Source organism: Nocardia sp. CA-136227 (genome assembly GCF_050955695.1).
GTDB lineage: Bacteria > Actinomycetota > Actinomycetes > Mycobacteriales > Mycobacteriaceae > Nocardia.
In genome coordinates this window covers 7,125,097-7,150,965 of the sequence record NZ_CP192081.1, presented here as the reverse complement: position 1 = coordinate 7,150,965, position 25,869 = coordinate 7,125,097, and the positions used below count along the sequence as shown (strand labels likewise).

At 69.4% G+C, this 25,869-nt stretch carries 28 protein-coding genes; 13 read left to right on the top strand and 15 right to left on the bottom strand.

Annotation, left to right across the window (positions count from 1 at the left end):
- Positions 1 to 6: 6 nt before the first annotated feature.
- The 5 genes from ACQP06_RS33100 to ACQP06_RS33080 all read right to left on the bottom strand — a co-directional run bounded on the left by ACQP06_RS33100 (position 7) and on the right by ACQP06_RS33080 (position 4,138).
- Entirely contained in the window at positions 7 to 573 is a 567-nt protein-coding gene (locus tag ACQP06_RS33100) for a vitamin K epoxide reductase family protein (protein ID WP_433668863.1), read from the bottom strand.
- On the bottom strand, positions 573 to 1,367 hold the full coding sequence (locus ACQP06_RS33095) for a DsbA family protein (protein ID WP_433668861.1): 795 nt from the start codon (positions 1,365 to 1,367) through the stop codon (positions 573 to 575). The genes ACQP06_RS33100 and ACQP06_RS33095 overlap by 1 nt, the downstream gene beginning before the upstream one ends.
- A 100-nt stretch (positions 1,368 to 1,467) precedes the next feature.
- On the bottom strand, positions 1,468 to 2,319 hold the full coding sequence (locus tag ACQP06_RS33090) for a polyphosphate kinase 2 family protein (RefSeq protein ID WP_433668860.1): 852 nt from the start codon (positions 2,317 to 2,319) through the stop codon (positions 1,468 to 1,470).
- 49 nt (positions 2,320 to 2,368) lie between these two features.
- Entirely contained in the window at positions 2,369 to 3,076 is a 708-nt protein-coding gene (locus tag ACQP06_RS33085; protein WP_433668858.1) for an ESX secretion-associated protein EspG, read from the bottom strand.
- Positions 3,077 to 3,202: 126 nt separating this feature from the next.
- Positions 3,203 to 4,138, bottom strand: coding sequence for an esterase/lipase family protein (locus tag ACQP06_RS33080; RefSeq protein ID WP_433668856.1), 936 nt, complete (start codon positions 4,136 to 4,138; stop codon positions 3,203 to 3,205).
- A 132-nt stretch (positions 4,139 to 4,270) separates the two neighbouring features.
- Between ACQP06_RS33080 and ACQP06_RS33075 the strand changes: the two genes are divergently transcribed.
- Positions 4,271 to 4,819 carry a TetR/AcrR family transcriptional regulator gene (locus ACQP06_RS33075; protein ID WP_433668854.1) on the top strand — a complete coding sequence of 183 codons (549 nt, stop codon included), beginning with the start codon at positions 4,271 to 4,273 and terminating at the stop codon, positions 4,817 to 4,819.
- Between the two features lie 7 nt (positions 4,820 to 4,826).
- Here ACQP06_RS33075 and ACQP06_RS33070 read toward each other — a convergent pair whose 3' ends face one another.
- Complete coding sequence (locus tag ACQP06_RS33070) at positions 4,827 to 5,450, bottom strand: TetR/AcrR family transcriptional regulator (protein WP_433668852.1); 624 nt, start codon at positions 5,448 to 5,450, stop codon at positions 4,827 to 4,829.
- An 81-nt stretch (positions 5,451 to 5,531) separates the two neighbouring features.
- Here ACQP06_RS33070 and ACQP06_RS33065 point away from each other — a divergent pair, with 81 nt between their 5' ends.
- A complete protein-coding gene (locus ACQP06_RS33065) occupies positions 5,532 to 6,488 on the top strand; it encodes a hypothetical protein (RefSeq protein WP_433668851.1) in 957 nt (318 codons plus the stop codon).
- Between the two features lie 13 nt (positions 6,489 to 6,501).
- On the opposite strand, the gene ACQP06_RS33060 is transcribed toward ACQP06_RS33065, so the two are convergent.
- From ACQP06_RS33060 to ACQP06_RS33050, 3 genes are all read right to left on the bottom strand, one after another.
- Positions 6,502 to 7,743: a saccharopine dehydrogenase family protein gene (locus ACQP06_RS33060; RefSeq protein WP_433668849.1), complete on the bottom strand. Its 1,242-nt coding sequence runs from the start codon at positions 7,741 to 7,743 to the stop codon at positions 6,502 to 6,504.
- Positions 7,744 to 7,810: 67 nt separating this feature from the next.
- On the bottom strand, positions 7,811 to 9,244 hold the full coding sequence (locus tag ACQP06_RS33055; RefSeq protein ID WP_433668847.1) for an ABC1 kinase family protein: 1,434 nt from the start codon (positions 9,242 to 9,244) through the stop codon (positions 7,811 to 7,813).
- Between the two features lie 129 nt (positions 9,245 to 9,373).
- On the bottom strand, positions 9,374 to 10,114 hold the full coding sequence (locus tag ACQP06_RS33050; protein ID WP_433668845.1) for a TetR/AcrR family transcriptional regulator: 741 nt from the start codon (positions 10,112 to 10,114) through the stop codon (positions 9,374 to 9,376).
- Between the two features lie 186 nt (positions 10,115 to 10,300).
- Between ACQP06_RS33050 and ACQP06_RS33045 the strand changes: the two genes are divergently transcribed.
- The 6 genes from ACQP06_RS33045 to ACQP06_RS33020 all read left to right on the top strand — a co-directional run bounded on the left by ACQP06_RS33045 (position 10,301) and on the right by ACQP06_RS33020 (position 15,713).
- Positions 10,301 to 11,596, top strand: coding sequence for a DUF445 domain-containing protein (locus ACQP06_RS33045; RefSeq protein ID WP_357282049.1), 1,296 nt, complete (start codon positions 10,301 to 10,303; stop codon positions 11,594 to 11,596).
- A 136-nt stretch (positions 11,597 to 11,732) separates the two neighbouring features.
- Positions 11,733 to 12,269 (top strand): helix-turn-helix domain-containing protein, encoded by a 537-nt coding sequence (locus ACQP06_RS33040; RefSeq protein ID WP_357090887.1) that lies wholly within the window; start codon positions 11,733 to 11,735, stop codon positions 12,267 to 12,269.
- Positions 12,266 to 12,943 carry a hypothetical protein gene (locus ACQP06_RS33035; protein WP_404205288.1) on the top strand — a complete coding sequence of 226 codons (678 nt, stop codon included), beginning with the start codon at positions 12,266 to 12,268 and terminating at the stop codon, positions 12,941 to 12,943. Before ACQP06_RS33040 ends, ACQP06_RS33035 begins: the two co-directional genes overlap by 4 nt.
- A 163-nt stretch (positions 12,944 to 13,106) precedes the next feature.
- Entirely contained in the window at positions 13,107 to 13,391 is a 285-nt protein-coding gene (locus ACQP06_RS33030; protein WP_357090891.1) for a DUF2516 family protein, read from the top strand.
- 152 nt (positions 13,392 to 13,543) lie between these two features.
- Positions 13,544 to 14,566 carry an alpha/beta fold hydrolase gene (locus tag ACQP06_RS33025; RefSeq protein WP_433668843.1) on the top strand — a complete coding sequence of 341 codons (1,023 nt, stop codon included), beginning with the start codon at positions 13,544 to 13,546 and terminating at the stop codon, positions 14,564 to 14,566.
- 148 nt (positions 14,567 to 14,714) lie between these two features.
- On the top strand, positions 14,715 to 15,713 hold the full coding sequence (locus tag ACQP06_RS33020) for an alpha/beta fold hydrolase (protein ID WP_433668842.1): 999 nt from the start codon (positions 14,715 to 14,717) through the stop codon (positions 15,711 to 15,713).
- A gap of 65 nt (positions 15,714 to 15,778) precedes the next feature.
- On the opposite strand, the gene purU is transcribed toward ACQP06_RS33020, so the two are convergent.
- Positions 15,779 to 16,660, bottom strand: a complete 882-nt coding sequence (gene purU / locus ACQP06_RS33015; protein WP_433668841.1) for a formyltetrahydrofolate deformylase — start codon at positions 16,658 to 16,660, stop codon at positions 15,779 to 15,781.
- A 58-nt stretch (positions 16,661 to 16,718) separates the two neighbouring features.
- The gene (locus ACQP06_RS33010; protein ID WP_433668839.1) at positions 16,719 to 17,279 is read right to left on the bottom strand and encodes a GNAT family N-acetyltransferase; all 561 of its coding nucleotides are present in this window, start codon (positions 17,277 to 17,279) and stop codon (positions 16,719 to 16,721) included.
- 62 nt (positions 17,280 to 17,341) lie between these two features.
- Between ACQP06_RS33010 and deoC the strand changes: the two genes are divergently transcribed.
- Positions 17,342 to 18,001 (top strand): deoxyribose-phosphate aldolase, encoded by a 660-nt coding sequence (deoC, locus tag ACQP06_RS33005; RefSeq protein WP_433668837.1) that lies wholly within the window; start codon positions 17,342 to 17,344, stop codon positions 17,999 to 18,001.
- 10 nt (positions 18,002 to 18,011) lie between these two features.
- On the opposite strand, the gene ACQP06_RS33000 is transcribed toward deoC, so the two are convergent.
- Entirely contained in the window at positions 18,012 to 19,205 is a 1,194-nt protein-coding gene (locus ACQP06_RS33000; protein WP_433668835.1) for an LmeA family phospholipid-binding protein, read from the bottom strand.
- 112 nt (positions 19,206 to 19,317) lie between these two features.
- Between ACQP06_RS33000 and ACQP06_RS32995 the strand changes: the two genes are divergently transcribed.
- Together ACQP06_RS32995 and ACQP06_RS32990 are read left to right on the top strand one after the other, a co-directional pair.
- A complete protein-coding gene (locus tag ACQP06_RS32995; RefSeq protein ID WP_357090904.1) occupies positions 19,318 to 19,932 on the top strand; it encodes a hypothetical protein in 615 nt (204 codons plus the stop codon).
- 82 nt (positions 19,933 to 20,014) lie between these two features.
- Positions 20,015 to 21,502: a hypothetical protein gene (locus ACQP06_RS32990; RefSeq protein WP_433668833.1), complete on the top strand. Its 1,488-nt coding sequence runs from the start codon at positions 20,015 to 20,017 to the stop codon at positions 21,500 to 21,502.
- Between the two features lie 111 nt (positions 21,503 to 21,613).
- Here ACQP06_RS32990 and ACQP06_RS32985 read toward each other — a convergent pair whose 3' ends face one another.
- Genes ACQP06_RS32985 through ACQP06_RS32975 form a run of 3 tightly spaced genes read right to left on the bottom strand, consistent with a single transcriptional unit; the run spans position 21,614 to position 23,416 of the window.
- Positions 21,614 to 22,387, bottom strand: a complete 774-nt coding sequence (locus ACQP06_RS32985; RefSeq protein WP_433668831.1) for a class I SAM-dependent methyltransferase — start codon at positions 22,385 to 22,387, stop codon at positions 21,614 to 21,616.
- On the bottom strand, positions 22,384 to 22,899 hold the full coding sequence (locus ACQP06_RS32980) for a DUF2505 domain-containing protein (protein ID WP_433668829.1): 516 nt from the start codon (positions 22,897 to 22,899) through the stop codon (positions 22,384 to 22,386). The genes ACQP06_RS32985 and ACQP06_RS32980 overlap by 4 nt, the downstream gene beginning before the upstream one ends.
- 31 nt (positions 22,900 to 22,930) lie before the next feature.
- Positions 22,931 to 23,416, bottom strand: coding sequence for a DUF2505 domain-containing protein (locus ACQP06_RS32975; protein WP_433668827.1), 486 nt, complete (start codon positions 23,414 to 23,416; stop codon positions 22,931 to 22,933).
- A 44-nt stretch (positions 23,417 to 23,460) separates the two neighbouring features.
- Between ACQP06_RS32975 and ACQP06_RS32970 the strand changes: the two genes are divergently transcribed.
- Together ACQP06_RS32970 and ACQP06_RS32965 are read left to right on the top strand one after the other, a co-directional pair.
- Positions 23,461 to 24,552 carry a UDP-N-acetylmuramate dehydrogenase gene (locus ACQP06_RS32970; RefSeq protein WP_379277017.1) on the top strand — a complete coding sequence of 364 codons (1,092 nt, stop codon included), beginning with the start codon at positions 23,461 to 23,463 and terminating at the stop codon, positions 24,550 to 24,552.
- 97 nt (positions 24,553 to 24,649) lie between these two features.
- Positions 24,650 to 25,855: a L,D-transpeptidase gene (locus ACQP06_RS32965; protein ID WP_433673502.1), complete on the top strand. Its 1,206-nt coding sequence runs from the start codon at positions 24,650 to 24,652 to the stop codon at positions 25,853 to 25,855.
- Positions 25,856 to 25,869 lie beyond the last annotated feature (14 nt).

Genomic DNA, 25,869 nt, shown 5'->3' with positions numbered 1-25,869 from the left:
GGCCGATCAGAACTTGCTGTTCCAGTACGACTGGAACTGGACGTACACGATCAGGATGACCACCGCGTAGAACACGGCGACCAGCGTCCACCGCCATTCCGCGAGGACCTGCGCGAAGCCGCGGGACCGGCCGAACAGCATTCCGGTCACGACGGCGAACATGGCCGGGGTCACCGCCCACACCACCATGCACCACGGGCACAGCGCGTGGATCTGGAAGGTGGCGTCCCAGACCAGCCAGCCGATGGCCGCCACGCCCGCCAGCAGACCGGCCCACATGCCGCCGACGAACCAGCGGGGCAACGAGATTCCGCAGACCAGCAGCACCCCGATGGTGACGAACACCGAGAAGCCCACCACGCCGATGATCGGATTCGGGAATCCGAACAGCGACGCCGTCTTGTCCGCCATCACCGTGGTGCACGACAGCGTCGAGTCGATCGTGCACGACGGCCGGTAGCCAGGTTCGGTGAGCGACTTGAACTTCTCGACCAGCAACGTGACCGAGGCCCCCCAGCCGATCAGCGCGGCCAGCAGCAGCGGCCACGCCGATCGGGGTCCCGCGGAGATCATCACTTGCTCGCGTTCTCGATCACCGAGGTCATGCCGCCGGAGGACATGAGGGCCTGGGAGTCGGACACCTGGGTGCCGTTCACGTACACCGTCGGGGTGGACTTCACACCGGTGGCGAAGACCTTGTCGGTCTGCTGCTTCACCCAGGTGGTGTACTTGCCGTCCTTGATGGCCTGGGCCACAGCCGGATCGGTGTACCCGGAGTCCTTGGCGATCTTGATGAGCTGGTCGTCGCTCATGCCGTTGCCGCCCTCCTTGGGCTGGTGCTCGTACATGGCGGACAGCCAGGCCTGGAACTTCGACGGGTCGGCCTCGTACATCACGTACGCGGCCGCGGCCCCGCGGGTGGAGAACTGATTGCCGTTGGAGGCGCGGTCGAGGAAGGTGATGATGTTGTAGTCCACCACCGCCTGGCCGCCCTGAACGGCCTTGACCAGCGCGTCGGCATTGGCCTTCTCGAACATGTTGCAGGCGGGGCACTGCACGTCGGCGACCACGCGCACGGACACCTTCTGCTTGCCCGCGGGCGCGGGGGCGGCGGCGTTGTCGATCCGGATCGCGCCCTCGGGGGTGAGGTTCGGCGGCACCAGCGCGGCCTGCTCGGCATTCCAGTGGAACGTGTTCGAGCTCTCGGCGGCCTTGTCGTCGTTGTGCTTGCGCGTCGCCAAGGTGATGCCGATGCCGGCGATCAGGCCGAGCAGGACGACGGCCACCGCCACTTGAATGAGGATCCTGCGGTTGCGGTCGGCCTTGGCCGCCTGCGCCAGCGGGTTCCGACCCGGTTTGTTGCTCACCTCTGCGCTCACCACACCTTCCGTAGTCACGACATGTGCGGGCCCATCTTCACCCGCGAACCTGAGAGAAACCAGCAAGCGGGCGTGTGGGGGACAGGGATCACGCCCGCGCGAGGCGCTTCTTCTGCTCGTCGATATCGAACCCGGCGGGCGGCCAGTCCAGTTTCAGGCCCTGCAGGGCGTCGATCAGCAGTTCCGTGACGGCCAGCCGGGCGTACCACTTGGAGTCGCAGGGCAGCACGTACCAGGGGGCGTAGTCGGTGTTGGTGCGATCCAGGACCGCCTGGTACGCCTCTTGGTACTGCGGCCAGTAGCCGCGCTCGTCGATGTCGGCGGGATTGAACTTCCAGTACTTGTCGGGGCGTTCCAGCCGCTGCATGAGCCGCTTCTTCTGCTCGTCGAGGGAGACGAACATGGCGACCTTCACCACGGTGGTGCCGTCGTCGACGAGTTTGCGCTCGAACTTGTTGATCTCGTCGTAGCGCTTGCCCCACACGTCCGGCGGGACCAGCTCGTGCACCCGCACCACCAGCACGTCCTCGTAGTGCGAGCGGTCGAACACGCCGAGCTGCCCGCCGCGCGGCAGCTGCTTGCGGATCCGCCACAGGTAGTGGTGTTTGCGCTCCTCGGCGGTCGGCACCCCGAAGGCCGCGTGATCCACGCCCTGCGGGTCGACCGAGCCGATCACGTGCCGGACGATGCCGCCCTTGCCCGCGGTGTCCATGCCCTGCAGCACCAGCAGCACACTGCGGGTGTCGCCGGAGCGGCCGTTGGCGTAGAGCTTCTCCTGCAGATCCGACAGCACCGAGCGGCGCTCCTCGAGCAGGGCCTCACCGGCACGCTTGTCGCCCTTGAAGCCCGGAGTCGTGGACGGATTCAGGTCCGCGACCGAGATGCCGTCGGCGCGTAGCGCCTTGGTGACCGGTTTGGACCAGGATGTCGCCTTCGCCATTCGTCATGCGTAGCACGCGGCGTGGTTTCCCGCAGGCAACCGCGCCGAATCACACCCGGGCCAGGTGCACCAGCTGGGCGGCCAGTTCCTCGTCGGTGACCGGGGTCAGCGTGAGATCGGCGGCCGTGGTGAGCAGGTAGCGGCCGTCGCCGGAGAAGTCGAGCCAGGTGCGATGCCGGGTCGGCGGCGAGAGCGGATTCGCCGGTTCCACCGAGACGGTGATGAAGCCGCGCCCGTCCACGGGCTCGCGCAGTTTGCGGCGGAAGCGATCCGCTTCCTCCCCGGCTCCGGCGGCGTCGGGATACAGCACGGCCTGCTGGGGTTCGCGCAGCGTGTCCAGCCGTCCGGGCGGCGCGGATCCGATGATCTCCACCAGCTCCCGTCCCAGATGCTCGGCGGGACACAGGGATACGGTCACCGCGTCCGGCATCGAGACCAGGATCCCGGCCCGCTGCTGGCCCACCGCCGCGAAGGCGAGAATGCGCCGGGCGCCGGGCCGGGCCGTGCGTTCGCCGTAGAGGGTGACGGTCGTGGTGTCGGTGCGGGCGCACAGCGCCAGGGCGGCGGCCAGGTCCGGATCGGTGCGGCGCAGGTGGCGCGGCATCGGCGCGCCCAGTGCCAGCGGGCCGAATCGCGATGCGCCGCCGGGGTTCTCGGTGGCCGCGGGGCTCGTGTCGAGCGGGTAGGGACGGCGTTCCAGATCGGTTTCGCGGGTCCAGATGATCGCGAACTCGTCCGGGGTCAGGATCCATTTCACGTGGCCGACCCCCCTTTCTCGGTAACCACCTCCGTCCCGCCCGCGACCCTACCGGAGAGATTCTGCGGGTGCTGGCCGTCGCGCTCGAACGCAGTTCGTGACCTGTCGCATTCGGGCGGAGGATTTCTATCGGACCGGCGGTCCCGCGAACGGCAGCACGACCGTGCAGGACACCGGCCGAGCGTGTCCGGGATCGAGGGCATTGAGCACCACCCGCACCGCCACCGGATCGGCGGGCAGTTCGAAGTGCTCGGTGTAGTCGGTCGCGCACAGGTCCTGCAGCACCACATTGTCGACGTTCGGACCGTCGAGCAGGCCGGTGGTCCAGGGGGTGGCGATCTCGTCGTAGCGGGACACCACCGTGGTGAACTGGATCGCGGGGGCGATGGCCGGGTCCGGGTTCAGGTCCACCGCGACCCGCGAACCGGGCGACAGCTGGCAGGGACCGCACTGCGCCGCCAATTCCATTCCGGGTGCGGTGGATTCGAGCAGCGGTCGCAGGCTCGCCAGACCGCTCACCGTCGAGCCGTGCAGCGGCGCGGCCAGCGCCACGTAGTGGTCGATCTTCGGAGCCGCGCCGAGGTGGTTCAGGGCGTAGAAGGGGACCGCGCCGCCCATCGAATGGCCGACGAGATCGACCTTGTCCGAACCGGTTTCGGCGCGCACCCGGTCGATGAAGTCGGAGATCTGCCGGGCGCTGGTCTCGACCGGCGTCACCGCGCCCATGATCGGTCCGAGCGCGCCCGTGCCGTAGGTCGTGCTGAAGACGCAGTATCCGGCGTTGACGAGCACCGGCGACAGGGTGTTCCAGCCGACGGTCTCATTGCCCAGCCCGTGCAGCAGGACGACCGGATTCGGGTGCGCCGCGGTCGGTGTGCAGGACCAGTCGTTCGCGCCCGGCGGCGGCTGCCCCGGCGCGGTGAGCTCGGCGGCCAGCCCGCCGAAATAGCTGTACGACGGATCGGGCTGGTCGGCGGTGGCCGGGCCGGTGAGGGCGCCGGCGCACAGGCTCGCGGTGAACAAGGCGGCGAGGGTGAGACGGCCGGTGGCCGATCGCGACATGGATGCTCCCGGTGTTCGTGGCGGTCGTACGCCCGGCGCCCCCAGCGCGCCGGGCATGACCGACCGGTCGGTCATAGGCTAGCTCGCGATGTACCCTCGGGGAAAGCCTCGGCCCAGGAAAGGATTTCGGCCATGCCACGACCGGCGGAACCCGGCCGCAACGCCCTGCTCGACGCGGGGGCCGACGTGGCCGCCCGCACGGGCCTGGCCGGACTGTCCGTGAACGCCGTCGTGCAGGCGGCGGGGATGGCGAAAGGCACCTTCTACCACCACTTCCCGGATCGCCGCAGCTACGTGGTGGCCCTGCACCGGCGCTATCACGACGAGCTGACCACCCTGGTCCTCGCCGCCATCGGCGAGCTCGAGCCGGGCCCGGCCCGCCTCCACACCGGCCTCGCCGCGTACCTCGACGCCTGCCTCGCGACTCGCGGCACGAAGGCCTTCCTGGCCCAATCCCGCACCGACGCGGACCTGCTCGACGAGGTGACGGCCCGCAATCAGCTCGTGGCCGCCATGATCGCCCCCGATATCGAAACGCTGGGCTGGGGGAATCCTCCCGCCGTGGCACACCTGGTGATCGCCATGGTCGCCGAGATCGCGCTGGCCGAACTGTATTCCGGCGCGGCCCGCCCCGACCTCCGCGCCGCGCTCACCGCACTGATCGACCGCACCCCGGGCTGACCGGGGCTCACCGCTCGCTGTCGGCGAGCCCCGTCACAACCGCGTCGAATCCGTCGGTGGCCGCTCGAATCGCCATGGCCCGCACCGTCTCCGGGGCCGCGCCCGCCAGGATGGCGCGGCGGATCTCGGCGTGCAGTGCGCGATCGAGGCCCGCGAGAGCTGCCGCGACGAGCCGCGGCACGGGGTCGTCCGCGCCCGCGCCGGTGGCCTCGGCCAGTGCCTCGGCGAGGGCGTTCTCGGTCTGCTCGCCGAGTCGCAGCAAGCGTGCTCGCAGTGCCGGGCTGTCGTCGATCAGCTGCCAGAAGGTGGCGGCGGCGGGCGCGAGGCCGAGCGTCGGATCGTCCCGGCGCACCCGGTCGAGGAAGGAACGCCGCACCGCCGCCGCGGCCGACTCGCCCGGTTCGCGATCCCGCACCGCCGCCGCGAGCCGGTCCACCACCTCGTCCTGGCGGTCGAAGAACAGGTCCTCCTTGGTCGGGAAGTAGTTGAACGCGGTATTGACCGACACGTTCGCCGCCCGCGCGACCTCCGCCACGGTGACCTTGTCGAACCCCTTCTCCGCGAACAGCGCCATGGCCGCGTCGGCCAGTGCGGTCCGGGTGGCGGCCTTCTTCTCCTCGCGCAGTGCCAACGATCGCTCCTTCCGGTCGCGGCCAGTATAGGTGTGACACTAAAAATGGTGTGACACCAAAATTCTGGGTACGGTCGGGGCATGACTCTCGGATTCGGCATCTACGCGGGCGGGCTCGGCGGCGACCAGTACGGCAATGTCACCCCCGGACCGCCGGAACGGGCCGATCGCATCGCGGCCGCCCTCGACGAACTGCACGGCGAACACCCGTTCGTGGTGCGCGGATACGTCCTGTACAGCGATGCGCGCGGCGGATTCCAGGAGTCCCCGCCGCGGCCGTGGCAGTACGCCGGGGCGCGTCGGACCCTCGATCTGGCGGTGTGTTTCCACGAGCCCGGCGACGACCTCACCGGCTGGCTCGCGTTCCTGCTCGAGCAGATTCGCGAGCACGGGCCGGTGCTGTCCTCGCTGCAGATCGCGCAGGAGCCCAACCACGCCGGCCCCGGCGGCAACGGCGACTTTCCGCAGGTCCGGCGGGCCGTGGTCGAGGGAGTGCTGGCCGCTCGCGCGGAGGTGGATCGGCTCGGCCTCGCGGTGCGCATCGGCTGCAACGCGGCGCCGGCCTTCGATCCGGGGCAGGAGTACTGGACGGACCTCGGCCGCCTGGGCGGCCGCGAATTCACCGACGCGCTGGACTATGTCGGGCTGGACTTCTTCCCCGACGTCTTCCGGCCGCTACCGGCCTCGGAATTGGAAGCCGCCGCCACGGCGGTGCTGACGGGCTTCCGGCGCGACAGCCTCGCCGCCGCGGGCATACCCGCCACGACACCCATCCACATCAGCGAAAACGGTTGGGCCACCGGGCCGGGACGGTCCTACGCGCGGCAGGCCGAGGTGCTCGAGACCGTGGTCGAGCTCGTCGACGGCCTGACCGACGAACTCGGCATCACCACCTACGAGCACTTCGGCCTCCGAGATTCGTACAGCGACCAGGGCGATATGAACCTCGAATTCGGGCTTCTGCGTTCGGATTACACGCCGAAGCCCGCCTTCGAGAAGTATCGCGAGCTGATCGCGAAGTACAGCGCCCCGGCGTGACCGCCGAGCCCGGTCAGACCGGGGTGACCTCGATGGTGATGTCGGCGGCGCGCAGCCGCTCGGTCAGCGCGTCACCCATGGCCGAGGCGGGGGTGAGGATGCCCGCCAGCTCCGGCAGGTCGTCGAAGGCCAGGCAGAGACCGGCCTGGCCGAGCATGACCGAGGTGGCCTGGTAGCCGGGGTCGCCCTTGCCCGCGAAGGTGCACTCGTACTTGGCGCCCGAGGTGGTGTGGGCGAAGGTGCGCATGGTGAACCAGCCACTGCGGCGGGCCTGCTCGCTCGGACCGGTGCCCGGCGCAGGCACGATCCGGTCGAGCAGCTTGCGGCCCAGCGCCACCCGCGACAACACCGCGCCGGTCGCCATGGTGGCCACGATGCCGCCCGCGATACCGGCGGCGACCAGCGGCGAGGTGGCCGACGAGCCCGCGCTCATCACCTCGCGGTAGCGGAAGTTCTTGCCGTACGGCCAGCCCAGCAGGCCGTTCGAGCGGCGCACCACCTTGCTGTTGTGCGCGCCCATGATGAATGTCGCCACCCAGCCGTTCAGGCTCGGGTCGATGTCCGAGGCCCGGGACCACGCCTGGTCGGACTGGCGGCCGACATCGGGTTCCATGGACTTGTCGGGACTCAGCGAATACGGGTGCGACATGACCGACGCCTTGGCCGGATCCGCGGCGATGGCCTCCATCATGGCGCGCCCGGAATCGATGGTGCCGCCGCTCATTCCGCCCTTGAGCCACGCCACCAGGGTGACGTCGGTGAGCTCACCGGCATTGTCGTCGACGCTGCGCTTGTACAGCTGGTACACGCTCAGATCCGACGGGATCGAGTCGTAGCCGCAGGAATTCACGATCTTCGCGCCGGTCTCGGCGGCCTTGTCGCCGAACCGGTCGATGCATTCGCGGATGAACAGCGGCTCGCCGGTCAGATCGGCGTAGTGCGTGCCGTTCTCCGCGCACGCCTGGACCAACGGGAACCCGTAGCGCAGGTACGGACCCACGGTCGTGACGACCACCTTGGTCCGCGCCGCCAGCGCGTTCAAGCTCTCCTGATCCGTCGAATCCGCCTGCACCAGCGGCCATTCCGCGGCGAGCGGGCCGAGTTCCGCGCGGACGGCGGCCAGCTTCTCCAGCGAGCGGCCGGCCAGCGCGATACGCGCGCCCGCGGGCGCCGCCTCCACCAGATACTGCGCGGTCAGCTTCCCCACGAAGCCGGTCGCCCCGAATAACGCTATGTCGAATTCCCTTGCGGCCACAGGTCTCACCAATCTGTTCCTGGGGGTTCGGGGGCGAAGCCCCAGAGAGCCCCGCGAGTTGGGGTTGTCACGCCTTGGCGGCGCGCTTGCGGGGCTTCTTGGTGGGTGCCCCGGTGGTGGGCGTGGGAGCCGGTCGGCTCGCCAGCCATTCGTGATGGGCGCGGCCGAGTTCGGTGACCGGGTCGTCCCCGTACAGCCACTCCCGTGCGATGCGGTGCCAGTTGCCGGTCGCTTCCAGCTGCCCGAGCATGCCGAAGGTCAGGAAGTCGGCGCGGCGGGAGAACAGGTGCTCGGGCGGCAGATTCTGCTGTTTCATGCCCTCGAAGTCGGTGGCCCGCGGGTCCACCGCGAGGACGAAGGCGCCGGAGGCCAATTCGGGGGTGATGGTGAGTTCCTCGTCCACCAGCGCCCATTCACACGCGGCGAGCACGTATTCCAGGCATTCCTCGGGCGTGATCTCCTCGGGCGACTCGATGACGCCGCGCTGCACCATGAGGTCGCGCAGGTCCTCGGCCCGCTCCTCGGCGGCCGCGCGAATGCAGACGGCCTCGAAGCGCACGTGTTCGGGATCCATCCGGTTGTAGAGCCCGAAATCCAGGAACGCGACCCGGCCGTCGGGGCCGAGCAGCAGGTTGCCGGGGTGCGGGTCGCCGCAGAACTCGTTGAAGGTGAACAGCGAGCCCACGTAGAACCGGTAGATGATCTCGCCGATCCGATTCCGTTCGGCGGCGGGCATTTCCCGGATCTCCTCGAAGCCGCGGCCGGGGAAGTACTCGCTGACCAGCACGCGGGTGGTGGACAGTTCCGGGTAGGTGGTGGGCACCACGATGAACGGGTGCCCGGCGAACAGGTCCGAGATCTGCTTCTGGGTAGTGGCCTCGGCGACGTAGTCGAGTTCGCTCTCCAGGTTCAGCCGCAGCTCGTCGAGCACGGCCGGGGTCACCCAGGGCATGGCGGACTGCAGGATACGGCGGAACATGGCCAGGTTCTTGAGGTCCGCGCGCACGGCGGTGTCGATGCCCGGGTACTGCACCTTCACCGCGACCTCGCGGCCGTCGTGCAGGGTCGCCTTGTAGACCTGCCCGATCGAGGCGGCGGCGACGGGTTCGGGATCGAATTCGGCGAACACCTGCTCCAGCGGCTGCCCGAAGTCCTCCTCGATGACCGCCCGCATCACGTCGAACGACACCGAGGGCGCGCTGTCGCGCAGCACCGCGAGCCGCCGCTGGAACCGCTCCCGATGCTCGGGCGGCACCAGGTCCAGGTCCAGCACCGACAGCATCTGCCCGAGCTTCATGGCGACGCCCTTCATGGTGCCCAGCACCATGACCATCTGCTCGGTGGCCCGGATCATGGATTCCTCGGCCATCCGGGCGCGCACCGCCTCGGATCTGCCGCGCATGGAGCGTCGGGTCTTCTGGGCGCGCAAGGCATTACCGGCTACAGCGATTCCCAGCTTCGTCCCCCGCGCGAGCCTGGATGTGGGCAGCTCTTTCGCCATCAGTGACCCTCCATGGGAGCCAACACCCCCGTTGGTGCCGACATGGCGGAACCCCTGTGATGTGAGCGTCTCAGAGGGTGCGCTCCGCCGACCTCAGACTAACCACACTGGGAACTCCAGTGCTAGCCGTCAGCTAGCACTGTTTTGGTTGTTCTCCGCATCGGGTAGCACGTGGGGGCGCGAGTTGAAGTAATGGCGGTCGCCGCCCGCGCGGACCATGCCCTCGATGGCGCTCCAGGCCATCATGGTGAGGTAGTCGAGCATTTCCTCGCTGGACATGGTGCGGTTGGAGATCCACCAGTCCGTCGCCAGCTGCACGCCGCCGACCAGCACGTAGGACCACAGCATGGCGCCTTCGGTCTGCAGGCCGCGGTCGAAGGACTTGTCGATGATGACCGCCGAGACCACCTGCGCGAACAACTTCTCGAAGTCGGCGAGGGTGGAGGTGTCGGTCGCCGCGCCGTTGCCCATGATGAACCGGTACACATCGGTGTCCGAATCCACGGTGTGGACGTACGCCGCCAGCGTGTTGCGGACCAATTGGTATTCGTCGAGGTCGTCGCTGATGGCGCCGTAGATGCGCGGCATCAGGGTGGTCTCGATGAACCGTTCCATGGTGGCGCGGGTCAAATCCTGCTTGTCCGAGAAATACCGGTAGAGCACGGTTTTGGAGACGCCGATCTCGGCGGCGATCTCGTCCATTCCGGCATCGCCGCCGCGCTTGCGGATGGCGGCGAGGGTGCCGTCCACCAGTTCTTCGCGTCGGTCGATCTTGTGCTGCTGCCAGCGACGTTTGCGACCGTCCACACGACCCCCGCGTGGACCGGTGGCAGCCTCGACGGCTGCACTCACGCTGCCTTTGGTGGTCACGCTGCGTTGGCTCCTTGTTCGCGTCCTGGGCCTGGGCCTATTCAGCTTAAGCCTCCCATGCTGTGGATCGCCGCCGTTCGGGAAGGGCCCGGTGGCGGGGAGTCCGTCACATCACGCGCCAGAATGGAAGTCATGGAGCAACCTACCGGCAGTGCCGGGGTACTCGAGCAGACCGAGCCGAAGCCGATGAAGACCGTGCCCACCGGCGGCGGAGCGTTCGCCGATCTCCTGGACGAAGAGGGTAAGAAGCGCGAGCTGTGGCGGATGAAGGCCATCGCGACGGGCTTCCTGGCCGTGGCCACCGTCATCTACATCGTCTGCGCGTGGATCAGTTCCCGCGGCGGGGGCGGGGAGTGGGTGGGCTACGTCAAGGCCGCCTCCGAGGCGGGCATGGTGGGCGCGCTGGCCGACTGGTTCGCCGTCACCGCCCTGTTCCGGCATCCGCTGGGTCTGCCGATCCCGCACACCGCGATCATCCGCAAGAAGAAGGATCAGGTGGGTGAGGGCCTCGGTGACTTCGTGCGCACCAATTTCCTCTCGCCCGACGCCGTCGCCGTCAAGGTGAATTCCGCGCAGATTCCGTTGCGGCTGGGCCGATGGATGGCCGAACCGGCGAACGCGGAACGGATCTCCGACGAGAGCGCGACGATTCTGCGCGCGGTGATCGGCGTGTTGCGCGACGAGGACGTCGAGCAGATCATCGACCAGACCATCGTGAAGCGGATCGCGGAACCGCTGTGGGGCCCGCCCATCGGCAAGGTCCTCAACGAGCTGATCGCCGACAACCGGCAGGCCCCGCTGCTGGACCTGCTGGCCGAGCGCGCGCACCAGTGGGCGCTGGACTCGCAGGAGACCCTCGACCGCATCGTGAACCGGGACGCGCCCTCGTGGGCCCCGAAATTCGTGAATTCGCTCCTGGCCGAACGCATTTATCGCGAGCTGGTGGAATTCACCTGGAAGGTGCGGACCCAGCCCGATCACGAGGTGCGGCTGGCCGCGAATCGCTTCCTCGAGGAATTCGCCCACGATCTGCAATTCGACGAGGCGATGATCGAGAAGGCGGAAAAGATCAAGACCGAGCTGATGGGCCGGCGCGAGGTCACCGGGATGGCGCAGGCCACCTGGCGCGCGGCCAAGCGGGTGATCCTGGAATCGGCCGACGATCCGAATTCGACCTTGCGGCGCAAGGTGTCGGAGAACGTCCTGCAGTTGGGCGAGCGGTTGTCCTCGGACCCGGCGATGCGCGATCAGGTGGACGGCTGGCTGGAGCGGGGCGTCCGTTACCTGGTCGCCAACTACGGCGCCGAGTTCGCCGGTCTGGTCAGCGACACGGTGGCGCGCTGGGATGCCGAGGAGGCTTCGCGCAAGATCGAATTGGCGGCCGGCAAGGACCTGCAATTCATCCGTATCAACGGCACCGTCGTGGGTTCGCTTGCGGGCCTTGTGATCTACACCGTTTCGCATTTGCTGTTCAATGGCTGAACAATTGACCAATTGGCGCTTCGGTTGAAGCGCTGAGTGTTTGCCGACCTGGCATCGATAAGGCGTGCTAACAGAGCGCTTGCAAGAGTTAGCACCCCGTCCTAGAATTGGCCCCACAACCGCCGGAAGGTGAGTGATGAAGCACGATCCCGAGGTTCCCGAACCGATCGACGGCGACGCGGCGGAGACGTCCGCCGCCGGAGACCGGTCGGGCCGCGTAGCCAACGCGGCTCACGACATCGGGGGCTTCATTCGGTCGCAACGCGAGGCCGCCCAGGTCTCGCTGCGGCAGCTCGCAGCGCTGGCGGGGGTGAGCAATCCGTACTTGAGTCAGATCGAGCGCGGACTGCGGAACCCGTCCGCCGAGGTACTCGCGCAGATCGCCAAGGGTCTGCGGGTCTCCTCGGAGGTCTTGTACATGCGGGCCGGGTACCTCGAGCAGAGGCCGCACGGCCCGGTCCGGGATGCCCTGCTGGCCGACAACGGTCTGACCGAACGTCAGAAGCAGGTCCTCCTGGACATCTATGAATCGTTTTGCCGGGAGAACCAGGCTAACGAGGACAGAGGGGACGCAACGGAGCTAATGGGGGGCGTTCCCGGGGGAAACAGGGACAACGAGGTTCCGCACCGCACAACCGAAGTTCCGCCACGCCAGGAGAGCGAACCATCATGACCGAATCGAATCTGACCGCCACCGTCACCAAGCCGATCTACGCCACCGTCGGTGCCGGCGACGCCCTCTACGCCGTCGTGACCGACGCCGTCTCGCAGATCCGTGAGCGCGCCAACTCCGCAGACGTGCAGGGTCGCATCGAAGAGGCCCGCGAGCGCTTCGCCAATCTTCCCGCCGACCTGCAGGAGCAGGCCGAGACCCTGCGCCAGCGCGTGCAGGCGCTGCCGTCCGAGCTGCCCGAGGATCTGGCCGAGCTGCGCGAGAAGGCCACCCCCGAAGAGCTGCGCAAGCTGGTCGACCAGTACTACCACCAGCTGCTGGACTTCTACGCCGACCTGGCCGCCCGCGGCGAGGAGACCGTCGAGAAGCTGCGCGCCAACCCGGCCTTCGAGGACCGCATCGAGCTGGTCGAGACCCGCTACAACGACCTGCTGGCCCAGACCCAGGACGTGCTGGGCAAGGTCAGCGACCAGGTCGGCCCGTACCTCGGCTTCACCGCCAAGGAGGAGGCCCCGGCCGACGAGACCGTCGACGCCGAGGTCGTGGACGTGACCACCGAGACCGCTCCGGTCGAGGACGAGGCCCCCGCCGCCAAGAAGGCCGCTCCGGCCAAGAAGGCCGCGCCCGCCAAGAAGGCTGCCCCGGCCAAGAAGGCCGCCCCGGCCAAGAAGTAGGTCTTCGCGTTCCGCGAAAGAGCTTGTCGCCCTCGCGCACTCCGGTGCGCGGGGGCGACGCTCGTTTACGGGGCAGTGCCGCTGGGTTCCGGAGGTCGTGCGGATTCGTGTCGTGCCCGGAAGTCGCGGTGGCCGGGTCGTCGCTCCGTATGATGGTGGCGTGATGGGAATACCCGGACTGATTCTGTGGGTCTTGTGGCTGGCCGCGATGGGCATGACCGTGTTCGCCCTCGTGCACGCGATTCGCCAGCGTCCGGATGCCTTCACGGCCGTGGACAAGCTGACCAAGCCGGTGTGGATCGCCATTCTGCTGGCGTCGCTGGGCGGGTTGCTGCTGGGGCAGACCGCGGTCGGGTTCCTCGGTATCGCGGCGGTGGTCGCGACCGGCGTCTACCTGGCCGATGTGCGACCCAAGGTCGACGAGATCCAGCGCGGGCCGCGCTGGTAGCTGTTCCTCCGAGTTTCGGCCGTCACCCGGCTCACCGGGTGGCGGCCTTTTTTGTGCGCTCGATTCCGATTGGGGACTTTTCGGGTGCTTGCACTAGCTAGCACCTGGTACTCCGGGTTACTGTATCTGTCAGTAACACAAAGGAGTGTCCTATGCGGGCAACGCTGCCTCACCCTGCGGACCTCGGCCGGAAGGTCCGTGACCTGGTGCTCGCGCACCGGGCCGACCTGCGCACCCGGACCTACGGCACCGCGGATCTGAATCCGCCCGCCGGACCCTACGAGGTCCTGCCGGTCACCGCCTCCGACGGCGCCCGGCTGCGGGTGCACGCCTACGGTCCCGCCGACGGCGATGTGATCGTGCTGGTGCACGGCTGGACCTGCTGCCTCGAGTACTGGAACCCGCAGATCAACGCCTTCGCCGGTGAATACCGCGTGATCGCCTACGACGTGCGCGGGCACGGGGAGAGCGACGAGGGCACCGCCCCGCTCACCACCGATCAGCTCGCCGACGATCTGGCCGAGGTCCTCGACGCGGCGCTGCGGCCGGGTCAGCGGGCCGTGCTGGTGGGACACAGCCTGGGCGGCATGACGATTCAGGCATGGGCGGGCCGCTACCCGCAGCGCGTGCGGAAGCAGCTGCACGCGGTGCTGCTCACCAATACCGCGGCCGGTGACCTGATCGCCGAGACCACCGTGGTCCCGTTCTTCAATCGCGGCGCGGCCGCGCTGCCGTTCCGGATGGGTCTGCTCGGGCTGAGCGCGCCGATCCTGTTCCCGCCGGTCAAGCCCGTGCAATGGGTGTTCCGCCGCCAGGTCATGAGCCTGCGGTCGGTCGGCGACATCGCGGACTTCGGCCAAAATATCGTGCGGTCCTGCCCGGCGCGGGTGCGCGGGCGGTTCGGAACCCTGTTGTCCTACTTGGACGTCGGGCGCGGCGCGGCCAACCTGACGGTGCCGACCACGGTCATCGCGGGTTCGGCCGACGACATGACCCCGCCGGTGCACGCGGAGCGGATCGTGGCGATGCTCACCGAGACCGGCAGCCTGGACGCCTACCGGGTGCTGCCGACCGGGCACCTGGGCAATGTGGAGGCCTACCGGGAGTTCAACGCCGAACTCGCGCGGGTCGCCGGGGCCGCTTTCGGGGTTCCGGCGAAGGTGGTGGGCGCCTGAGGGGTGGGGCTCGCCCACCCCTGGGGGACCTTATCCGCGAGGTCGCGCACCGCGAACATTGTTGTATAGCAAGAAGATATATACCCGCTTGCTGTTGCAAGCACCCCGGTTAGCGCGATACTGTGGTCGGGAACACAAAGGAGTGCTCATGCTGGTGAAACTCCAGGAGGCGGGCGCGGATGCGTTGACCGCTCCCTTTCGCCCCGGACTGCGGTCCCGCCGCTACAAGACGGCTTCCCTCAACACGCCGCGTCCCGCCGAGGTCATCCCCGTAACCACCCGTGACGGCGCCGAGCTGCGCGTGCACGCGTACGGTCCCGCCGACGGCGAGGTCATCGTGCTGGCCCACGGCTGGTCCTGTGCCCTCGAATACTGGAACCCGCAGATCAACGCCTTCGCCGGCGAGTACCGCGTGATCGCCTTCGATCAGCGCGGCCACGGCGAAAGCGACAGCGGCACCCGGGCTTTCGGCGCCGACCAGCTGGCCGACGACTTCTCCGATCTGCTCGACGCGGTGCTGCGGCCCGGTCAGCAGGCGGTGCTGGTGGGACACAGCATGGGCGGCATGACGATTCAGGCCTGGGCCCGCAAGTATCCGCACCAGGTGCGGCACCGGGCCTCCGCGGCCCTGTTGGCCACCACGGCCGCGCGGCAGATCTCGCACCGCGCCACCGTGATTCCGCTGCTCAACGAGATCGTCCCGAATCCGCAGTCGGTGGCCCGGGTGCTGTTCGGCACCCCGCTGCCGCTGCCCGGCGGCGCGGCGGTCAACAGGATCGCCAAGTCCCGGCTCGCCAATCCCGCGGCCACCCGCGACCAGGTCGACTTCGGCGTCTCGATCGTGCGCTCCTGCCGTCCGTCGGTGCGCGCGGCCGTGGCCCGCGGACTGGTCGAGCTGGACGTGGTCGACGCCGCGGCGGCGCTGACGGTGCCGACCACGGTCGTGGCGGGCTCCTTCGACAAGCTGCTGCCCGAGGTGCACTCGCGCGAGATCGCCGACAACCTCGCGGCCGCGGGCAATCTGGAGCGGTACACCATCCTGCCGACCGGTCACCTGGTGAACATCGAGGCCGAGCACGCCTTCAACAGCGAACTGCACCGGGTCATCCGGACCGCGCGCCGGGGCCCGGCCGCCGTCGCGGGCTGACCCGCCGCACGAACGAGAACGCCCGCTCCCGGGAAACCGGGGGCGGGCGTTCGGCTTTCGGGGTCCTATTCGAAGACGACCGTGCGGCGGCCGTGCACCAGCACCCGGCCCTCCAGATGCCAGCGCAGCCCGCGGGCCAGTACCACGCGCTCGATGTCGCGGCCCTGCCGGACCATGTCGCGCACGGTGTCGGAGTGGTCGATGCGGGTGACGTCCTGCTCGATGATCGGGCCCGCGTCCAGTTCGGCGGTCACGTAGTGGCAGGTCGCGCCGATCAGCTTCACGCCGCGCGCGAACGCCTGGTGGTAGGGGCGGGCGCCGACGAAGGACGGCAGGAAGCTGTGGTGGATATTGATGGCCTTGCCCGCCCAGTGCTCGCACAGTTCGGCGGGCAGCACCTGCATGAAGCGGGCCAGCACCACCGCGTGCGGGTCGTGGGCGTCGACCAGGTCCCGCATCTGCTCGAAGGCGGGACCGCGCTCGGCCGGATCCTTCGGGAACGGGATGTAGTGGAATTTGATGCCGTGCGCCTCGGTCATCCCGGCCAGGTCGGGGTGGTTGCCGATGACGGCCTCGATGGTGGCGGGCAGCTCGCCGGAGGCGGCGCGGCCCAGCAGGTCGTGCAGGCAGTGGCCGTCCTTGGAGACCAGCAGCACCGCGCGACGGCGTTCCCCGGAGTCGTGCAGCTGCCAGTCGGTCTCCGGGCCCAGGTCGGTGGCGACGGCGGTGAACCGGTCGCGCAGCTCGTCCAGGTCGAAGGGCACGGTGGCGGCCTTGATGGCCTGCCGGGTGAAGAACCACCCGGTCTCCAGGTCGGAGTGGTAACCCGCCTCCACGATCGACCCGCCGAAATCGGCGATGAACGAGGTGATGCGGGCGATGATGCCGGGACGGTCCGGGCAGCCCAGGGTGAGCACGTAGCGACGGTCGTCCAGGGTGGAACTCATGAGGGACATACTCCCAGCAACCGCCCGGCTCGCGGCACAGGGGTGAAGCACGCCCCGGTCAGAGCTTGTAGAACGCCTCGGCGTAGTGGAAGTCGCCCTTGATCTCGAGTTCGTAGGCGGTGAGGGTGCGGACCTGGAAGTGGGTGGCCCAGTCCGGCTGATCCGGGATGATGCCCACCCGGGCGCCGGGGACGAAGCCGAAGCGCGGGTAGTACTCGAGGCTGCCCAGCAGGCCGACGAGGGGCTCGTCGAGGGCATCCGCGGCCCCGAGGGCGGCGTGCATGAGGGCCGAGCCGATGCCCGCGGCCTGATGGTTCGGGAGCACCCCGAGCGGCCCCAGCGCCAGCACCGGGAACGGGCCCACGGTCGCGCGGGTGAGGCAGACGTGGCCGACCACCCGATCGTGGACCTCCGCTACCAGCGACAGGGTCGGGACCCAGACGGCCGCGTCGTCGCGCAGCGTGTGCACCAGGCCGACTTCGACGGGGTCGCCGGAGGCGTGGGAGGAGGAGGAATCGCCGTCGGCAGCCGCGGGGCGATCGGGGCTCGCGCCGAAAGCGCCGCGGTGTACCGCGTCGATCGCGGCGGCATCGCCGGTACGTTCACGACGGATCAGCACGCCTACAAGTCTGCGTGACAGCGGCGGCGCCCCGCAACAAAGATGTGCCAAACTCGGTGCTCATGCCGAAGATTTCCCGCTCTGACGTGGCGGAGATGATCGATCACACCCTGCTGTCACCCGATGCCACCCCCGCGGATGTGACCGCGCTGGTGGCCGAGGCGCGCGAATTGGGGGTGTTCGCGATCTGCGTGTCGCCGTCCATGTTGCCGGTGCGCGCGCCCGGTCTGGTGGTGGCCACGGTCGCGGGTTTCCCTTCCGGCAAACATCATTCGCTGGTGAAGGGGGCCGAGGCGCGGCTCGCCGTGGAGCAGGGCGCGGCCGAGGTGGACATGGTCATCGACGTCGGCGCGGCGCGCGCGGGCGAGTACGGCGCGGTGCTCTCCGACATCGTCACCGTGCGGGAGGCGGTGGGAGATCGCGCCCTGCTCAAGGTGATCATCGAAGCGGCGGCGCTGAGCGATGAGGCGATCGTGGAGGTGTGCCGGGCCGCGGAACGCGCGGGCGCGGATTTCGTGAAGACCTCCACCGGTTTTCACCCCGCGGGCGGCGCGAGCGCGCACGCGGTGCGGCTCATGGCCGAAACGGTCGGCGGGCGGCTCGGGGTGAAGGCCAGCGGCGGGATCCGGGACGCGGCGCAGGCGGCGGAGTTGATCGCCGCCGGCGCCACCCGGCTGGGGCTGTCCCGGTCTCGCGCAGTGCTGGAAGGGTTTCCGGTCTAGCGGCGATCCGTCAGCAGAGGATGGGCTGCTGCTGGGCGTTCGGATCCGCCTGCAGCACGGTGTTTCCGCCCTGCAGGGTGATGTGCAGGCCGTCCTTGGTGACCTCGACCTTGTTGGGGGTCAATCCCATCGGGTAGGTCTGCAGGCTCTCGGTCATGAGCTTGACGATGCCCGAGACCAGATCGGTGGGCAGTCCGAAGCCGAGCAGCGACGCCTGCAGCGTCTCGACCTCGATCTTGCCGTCCACGATCTTCGGCTTGACCTGCAGTTGGGCCAGGCCGCCCAGTACCGCGAAGCTCAGTGTGCCGGTGGCGGGATCGGAGGCGGTGGCCGAGACCAGACCGGCCATCGTCTGGGTGATGCCGTCATTGCTCCAGGTGACGTCGGCGCTGGAGCTGCCGACGCTGGCCTGCTTGCCGCCGTCCTTGGTCTCCACGTCGTGGAAGGTGGCGTTCACGACCATGCCCTGGGCCGGGCCGAACTTGGAATCGTCGCTCTTCACGGTGACCTCGCCGACCTTGTGGTCGATCATGGTGAGCAGCAGCGGTTTCCAGCCGAACGAGACGTCGATCTTGGAGCCCATCTGGGCCTCGAACTGCGAGCTGATGCACTTCTCGACCTTGTGGCGGGCCCAGGCCTCGCCGCCGGCGAGCCCGCCCGCGATCAGCAGTGCGGCCACCAGGGCGACGATCAGCAGGGTCTTCTTGCGGCTGCGCTTCGGACCGGACGAACCGGTCTGTCCACCACCGACTTTCGCCGGGGGAGGCGGGGCGCCCGGTGGCACCTGCATACCGCCGGACTGGGTGATCGGACCCGAAGGCCCTGCCGGATAACCGGGTCCGCCCGGCAGCGCCGCGGTCGGACCGGTGCCGTTCGCGAGTTTCGCGGTGTCGGCGGTCGGTGTCGAGCCGGGGCCGGGACGGCCGGTCGCGCCCGCCGCGTAGGCGGCCTCGCCGGGGTGCAGGACCTGGGTGGGCTGGGCGTCGGGGTCGGGGGTGGCCGGGTCGCCGGTGTGAGCGGGGTCGTTCCACCAGTCGGTGGTCGCGTCCTGTCTCGCACCTAGGACCTCGGTGGGGGTGCCGTCCGGTTTACCGAGGTCAACCGGCTGCGCCGTGGAGTCGCCGGGCCGCACGGAGGGGTCGACCGGCTGCGCGGCGGAGGCGTCGCGCTTGGTTGCGTCGTCCGAGGTGGGTTCCGAACTCATGGGGGCGATTCTTCCCGAGCTTTCTGTGTGAGCTCTGTGCATCGTGTGAGGTGTCGGCACACAGGCGCGGATTGTGACATAACACACATGGGTCCGGCTTATCCTGAGTGCCATGGCTGGGAACGCGGCACCGGGGGATCCGGAACACGACTGGGACGCGTTGCGGGAGCAGGCCGGGCGGCACGCGGGATACTTCACCACCCGACAGGTACTGCGCACCGGATGTGAGGTCCGGATCCGCGACGGATTACGCGACGGCAGCGTGCTGCGGTCGGGGGTGGGGCTGCTCCGGCTGGCCGACTGGCCGGACGGGCCGCTCGACGAGTACGCCATGTGGTCGGCCTGGTTCGACGGGGCGGCCGCCGTCTCCCATCACAGCGCCGCCGAACTGCACGGGCTGGGCCGGTTGCGGCCGCGGTTCGTGCACCTGTCGGCGCGGGTCGGGCGGTTCCCGCTGTCGCCGCGGCTGGTCGTGCTGCGGCGCAGTTTCGCGCGCAAGGATGTGGAATCGGCGGGCGCGTTCCTGGTGACCACGCCGCTGCGCACCGTCATGGATCTGGCCGAGGCCGGGATCGGGCAGGCCGCCCTGGACGAGGTGGTGTCCGACGCGGTCGCCATCCACCGCTGCGCCCGGGCCGAGATCCGTTCCGCCAGTGCGGCTCTGGACCCGGCCACCGCGGCCCGGCTGCATCGCGCGCTGGCTCGCGCGCAGGAAGATCACCGCTAGCGTTCGCCGGACGGCATTCCGGGGATCGCGGGGTGCGGGTTTCGAGTTTTGCGGGCGCGCGATTCGTGGCAGGGTGACTGGTATGGGGACCGGTGCTGGCGTGTGGGATCTGGTGTTTCCGCCGGGCCCGCCCGAACGGATCGCGGACATGTTCTCGGCCGCCGTCGTCGCCGACGCGATCCGGCCCTACGACGCCGACCTGGCGCAGTCGGTGGAGACCTGCCGCGACTGGCGGCACGGCTACCACCGCGTCTTCCGGGGAATGACAGCGCTGGCGATCAGCGCGCCCGAGATCTCGATCGGCATGGCCGAGGCCGGGCTGCGCTCGGTGCGGCACATGCTGCGGTTCACCGTCGGCCGCACGGTCGCGGCCCTGGACACCGTCGACGTGGACGCCGCGGCCGACGGCGCCGGGCTGGAGACCGCCGCCGTGGCCGGCGAGGCCGCGGTGGTGAAGCGGCTCGAGGTGCCGTGGCGCGGACTGCTGCTGGCCGAGGACGCGCTGCGGCTGCGCCTGGCCGAATGGCAGACCCACGGCATCCTGGAAGCCGATTTCGTGGCCGCGATCGAGCGGGTCATCGACCATCCGGAGTGGCTGGCGCTGCCCGGTTTCCGGGTCACCGTGACCGGCGCGGGCGCGGAACTCGGGCCGCTGCGGCCGCTGCTGAGCTGGGGCGCGGAAGTGCTCGCGGTCGATCGGCCGGGCCGGGTGCGCTGGGAGCGGCTGCGGGCCGCCGCCAAGTTCGGCGCGGGGGTCATGCACTACCCCGTCGCGGACGGCGAACCGGGCGTCGACATCTCCCGGGGCTTTCCGGCCCTGGCGCAATGGATCACGGCGCACAGTGACGCGCGGCCGGTGCTCGGGCTCTACGCCGGGCTGCCCGGAGCCGCCGGGGTGCGCCTGGCGGTGGCCTCCGACGTGCTCGCCGACGCGGTGCTGCGGCATCACCCCGACGCGGCGCTGGCCATGCTGGGTTCGCCGACCGACACCTACGCGGTCCCGGCGTCGGTGGTGGCGGCCGCCCGGGATCACCTGGCGCAGCGCGGTTTCCGCGGCAATGCGCAGGATCTGCTGCACCGGGTGGCGCCGCACTCGCTGTACCGGCTCAACTACACCCGCCCGATCTTCGACACCGAGGGCGGGGCGTGGGGGCTGTTCGACAATCTGCCCGCGCTGGCCGGGCCGGATTACGCGCTGGCGCAACGATTGCCGCGCTGGCGGGCGGTGCTCGCCGCGTCGGCGGGCTGCCCGGTGTCGTTCACCGTGGCCCCGCCCGCGTGGACCCGTGGTCTGGCCCGCGAGAACGGCTGGCGCGCGGCCGCGTACCGGGCGTCCTCCCGTTTCGGCATCGAGATCTTCGACCCCGCCACCGCGCGGACCCTGCTCGCCGCGAAGCTGGTCGCCGACCTGTTCGCGCCCGAGGAGCCGCGAATATCCAACCCGGAAGCGCTGTTCGCGGCGGGCGCCGCCCACGGCGGTCTGTGGCGGCAGCCCTTCGCGCCGCGGTCGCTGCTCGCGCCGGCCGCGATCTCCGGCACGGTGCGGGACCTGCTCCACAAGCTCCACTGATCCGCGCGTGGGTACCCGCGGATCAGTGCAGCCTGCGGTCGGCCACTGGTGCCCCGTCAGGGGGCCGGAGTGTGGGGACCGTAGGGGGACAGGGTAACTCGCGGGACCCGCTCAGGGCAGGGGAGCGACGGCGGACCAGGGCACCGTCAGGATGTTGTCGCGCAGGCGGCGGCGGTAGGCGCGGAGCGGAAAACCCTGCTCGCGCAGCAGGTTCGCGGCGTGGCGCCAGCGGACGCGGGGGCCGTAGGGGGCCAGCGGCGCGGCGACGGACCAGGCGCGGTCGGCGGCGGTCAGCAGGGTGTGGATGGGTTCGCCGGGGACATTGCGGTGGATGAGGGCCTTGGGGAGGCGTTCGGCGATGTCGGACGGCGTGTCGACGGTGAAGGGATCCCAGGCCAGGGTGAGGGACAGGGGCCGGGTGCGATCCAGCAGGACCCAGGCGCAGCGGCGGCCGAGTTCGTCGCAGGTGCCGTCCAGGAGCAGGCCGTCGGGGGCCAGGCCGGACTGGATGGTCGACCAGGCTTCGGGCACAGCGGATTCCGGATACTGGCGCAGCACATTGAAGGCGCGCACCAGGGTCGGCCGCAGACCCGCGAGTTCGAAACCGCCGCGGGCGAACACCACGCCGTCCCGGCCGGGGACCACCCGTTCGGGATCGATCTCCAGGCCGACCACGCGCAGATCGGGTCGCACGGTCCGCAGCCGGGCCGCCATCTCCAGGGTGGTGACCGGGCTCGCTCCGTAGCCGAGATCCACGACGAGCGGATCCGCGGCGTCCAGCAATCTCCCGGTGACCAGCGGGTCGTGCGTCATCCACCGGTCCCCGCGGCGCAACCGGTTGATCCCGGTGGTGCCGCGGGTGATCGTGCCGATGGGTTTGGTCACCCGGCGGGGTGCTGCTGATCCAGCCAAACCTTCGTCACCTCGGCTTCGGCGCGGAACAGGTCCACCAAATTCACCAGCATGAGCTGTTCGAGCCTGCGCCCGAAGAACGGAACATTGACCTGGGCCCGCGAGGACGTGCGCAGGGTGCAGCCGGTCTCGGTGGCGAACAGCCGCATGCTGCCGCCGAGAGTGCCCGGGCTGCCGGGGATTTCGGCGGTATAGGCGCCGGTCACCTCGGGACCGTACGGCCCGTAGGTCTCCCGGCGGGTGATCACCATGTCCTTGTGCACCACCATCTGCGCCATCTCGGGCAGGGTGTCGCGGGGCAGCACGTGACGTAGTTCGACCCTGATGCCGTCGTCGCCGGACTCCAGGCTGACGATGTCGTTCGGGGAGTGCTTGCGCAGTTCCTCGATGCGGGCGTCCCAGTGCTCACGGTTCGTCATCGCCGCGTACACCTGATGGGTGGTGTGCAACGAATACCGCGCGGAATAGTCGAGTCGGCGGGCCACGATCGCTCAGGTTACTGCCGGGCGACCTCGGTCAGTGAGAACTCAGCCAATTGTCGGTGAACTCGGCCTCGCGCTCCAGCAGTTCGGTGAGGTGCTGCTGGATGGCCGCCTCGATCTTCTTGCCGAACAACGGGATCTTCACCTCGATGGTCGCGTCGACCACGAAGGTGGAGCCGGTGCCGTCCTCGGTGACGGTGAGGCTGCCGGTGATGGTCGCGGGCGCGCCGTCCACGTACGCCTCGACGGTGCCGCCGTTGCCGTGCCAGGTCTCGGTGCGCGGGATGGTCAGACCGTCCGGCTTGATCGCGGTGATCTGGGCGGGCAGTTCCTCGGCCGGGATGGTCTGGACCATGTCGACGCGCACCTGGTCACCGGTGATCGCGATGCTCTCGATGCGGGCGTTGGGCCCGCCGACCGCCTCGATGCGGTCCTTCCAGTACTGCTCGTCGGCGAACGCCGCGCGCACCGCGGCCAGGGGATGTGTCGAGTGCGCAGTGAAGGCCAGAGGTGTCGCCATGGTCGGACACGCTACCGTCTGTGCCTGTGCGTACTTCTCGGGTGGTGTCGTTCGACGACCTGCGGGACCGGCTCGCGGCGACCGGGGCGCGGCTGCGTGCCGGGGTCCCGCTGGCGGAGCTGACGACCCTGCGGGTCGGCGGCCCGGCCACGGTGGCCGACTGCGAGACCACCGAGGCGCTGGTGGCGACGGTCCGGGAACTGGACGCGGCCGGGATTCCGGTGCTGCTCGTCGCGGGCGGCTCCAACCTGCTCATCGGCGACGACGGCTTCGACGGGGTCGTGGTGCGGATCGCCACCGAGGGCGTGGAGATCGGCGCGGACTCGGTGCTCGCCGAGGCGGGCGCGAACTGGGACACGGTGGTGGCGGCCACGGTGGCGGCCGGACTCGGCGGCCTCGAATGCCTGTCCGGCATTCCGGGTTCCGCGGGCGCCACGCCGGTGCAGAATGTCGGCGCGTACGGCGTCGAGGTGGCGAGTTTGCTGCGCCGGGTGCGTTTGCTGGACCGGGCCACCGGGGAGATCCGCTGGGTCGCGCCCGCGGAGCTCGGATTCGGGTACCGCACTTCGATTCTCAAGCACAGTTCCGCCGCGGTGGTGCTGGCCGTCGAATTCGGGCTGCGCGCGGACGGTTCCAGCGCGCCGCTGGGATACCGGGAACTGGCGAACGCGCTGGGCGCGGCCGAGGGCGAGTCCCGGCCCGCCGCCGATGTGCGCGAGGTGGTGCTGCGGTTGCGGGCGGGCAAGGGCATGGTGCTGGACCCGGCCGATCACGACACCTGGAGTGCCGGTTCGTTTTTCACCAACCCCGTTATTCCGGACGAGCGGGTGGGGGCCGTGCGCGCGGCGATCGCCTCACATCTCGGTGCGGATGTAACCGTGCCCACCTACCCGGCCGAGGGCGGGGTAAAATTCTCGGCGGGCTGGCTCATCGAGCGCGCCGGCTTCGCCAAGGGCTTTCCGGGCGACGGGTCTCCGGCGCGGTTGTCGACCAAACACACGCTGGCGCTGACCAATCGGGGCGCGGCTACCGCGACCGATCTGGTGACCCTCGCCCGCACGGTTCGCGAAGGGGTTGCCGAGCGCTTCGGCATCGAGCTGGAACCCGAACCCGTGACCGTGGGAGTGAGCCTGTAGCGGGTGGTGTCCACCACTAGAACAGCGTCCGGGATACACGGTTTGCGGGGGTAGGGTCGAACAAGTGAGTAATCGAGGACTGTCCCGCCGGTCGGCCATGCGTGCCGCACTGGTGGCGTCGACAGCGGTCATCGCGGCGGCCTGCTCGTCGTCGGGCAAGAACGGCGGCACGGCCAAACCTGCCGAACCAGTCGCCACCGTGAAATTGGAACCGGCCGCCGGCGCCGAGCAGGTCAACCCGACCACGTCGGCCACCGTCACCGTCACCAACGGGCGGATCGACCAGCTGGCGCTGACCAACGCCAACGGCAAACAGGTAACCGGCACATTCGATGCCACTCGCAGCAAATTCACGGTGAACGAGCCGCTCGGCTACGGCGCCACCTACACCTGGTCGGGCACCGCCATCGGCACCGACAACAAGCCGGTCGCCATCGACGGCAAGTTCAGCACCGTCAACCCCAAGAAGACCGCCCCCGCCACCGTCAATATCGGCGACGGGCAGGAGGTCGGCATCGCCGCGTCGATCATGCTCCAGTTCAAGGGGCACGTCGAGAACAAGGCGGCCGTCGAGAAGGCGCTCACCGTCACCGCCACCCCGGCCACCGAGGGCTCCTGGGCCTGGCTGCAGGACGACAACGGCGGCTCGCGCGCGCACTGGCGGCCCCGCGAGTACTGGCAGCCCGGCACCACCGTGCACCTCGGCGCCAAGCTGTACGGCCTCGACATGGGCGGTGGCCTGTACGGCGACTCCGATCTCACCTCCGACTTCCGGATCGGCCGCGCCCAGATCGTGAAGGCCTCCGCGCCCAGCCACCGCGTCCAGGTGGTGCGGGACGGCGCGACCATCTTCGACTTCGCGTGCAGCTACGGCGAGGGCAACGAGGACCGCAATGTCACCCGCTCCGGCATCCACGTGGTGACGGAGAAGTACGAGGACTTCATGATGTCGAATCCGCCGTTCTACACGAACGTGCGGGAACGCTGGGCCGTGCGCATCTCCAACAATGGCGAATTCATCCACGCCAATCCGCAATCGGCGTCCGCCCAGGGCAATTCGAACGTCACCAACGGCTGCATCAACCTCAGCACCGCCGACGCCCAGGCCTACTTCCCGACCGCGCTCTACGGCGACCCGGTCGAGGTCACCGGCACCCGCATCCAGCTGTCCGCGGCCGACGGCGACATCTACGACTGGACCATCGACTGGGAGACCTGGAAGGGCCTGTCCGCCCTGCAGGGCGAACCGCACAACCAGATCTCGGCCACCCCGCTCCCGCCCCAGCCGGTCGGCGGTCGCTGAAAACCCTTGCCGTG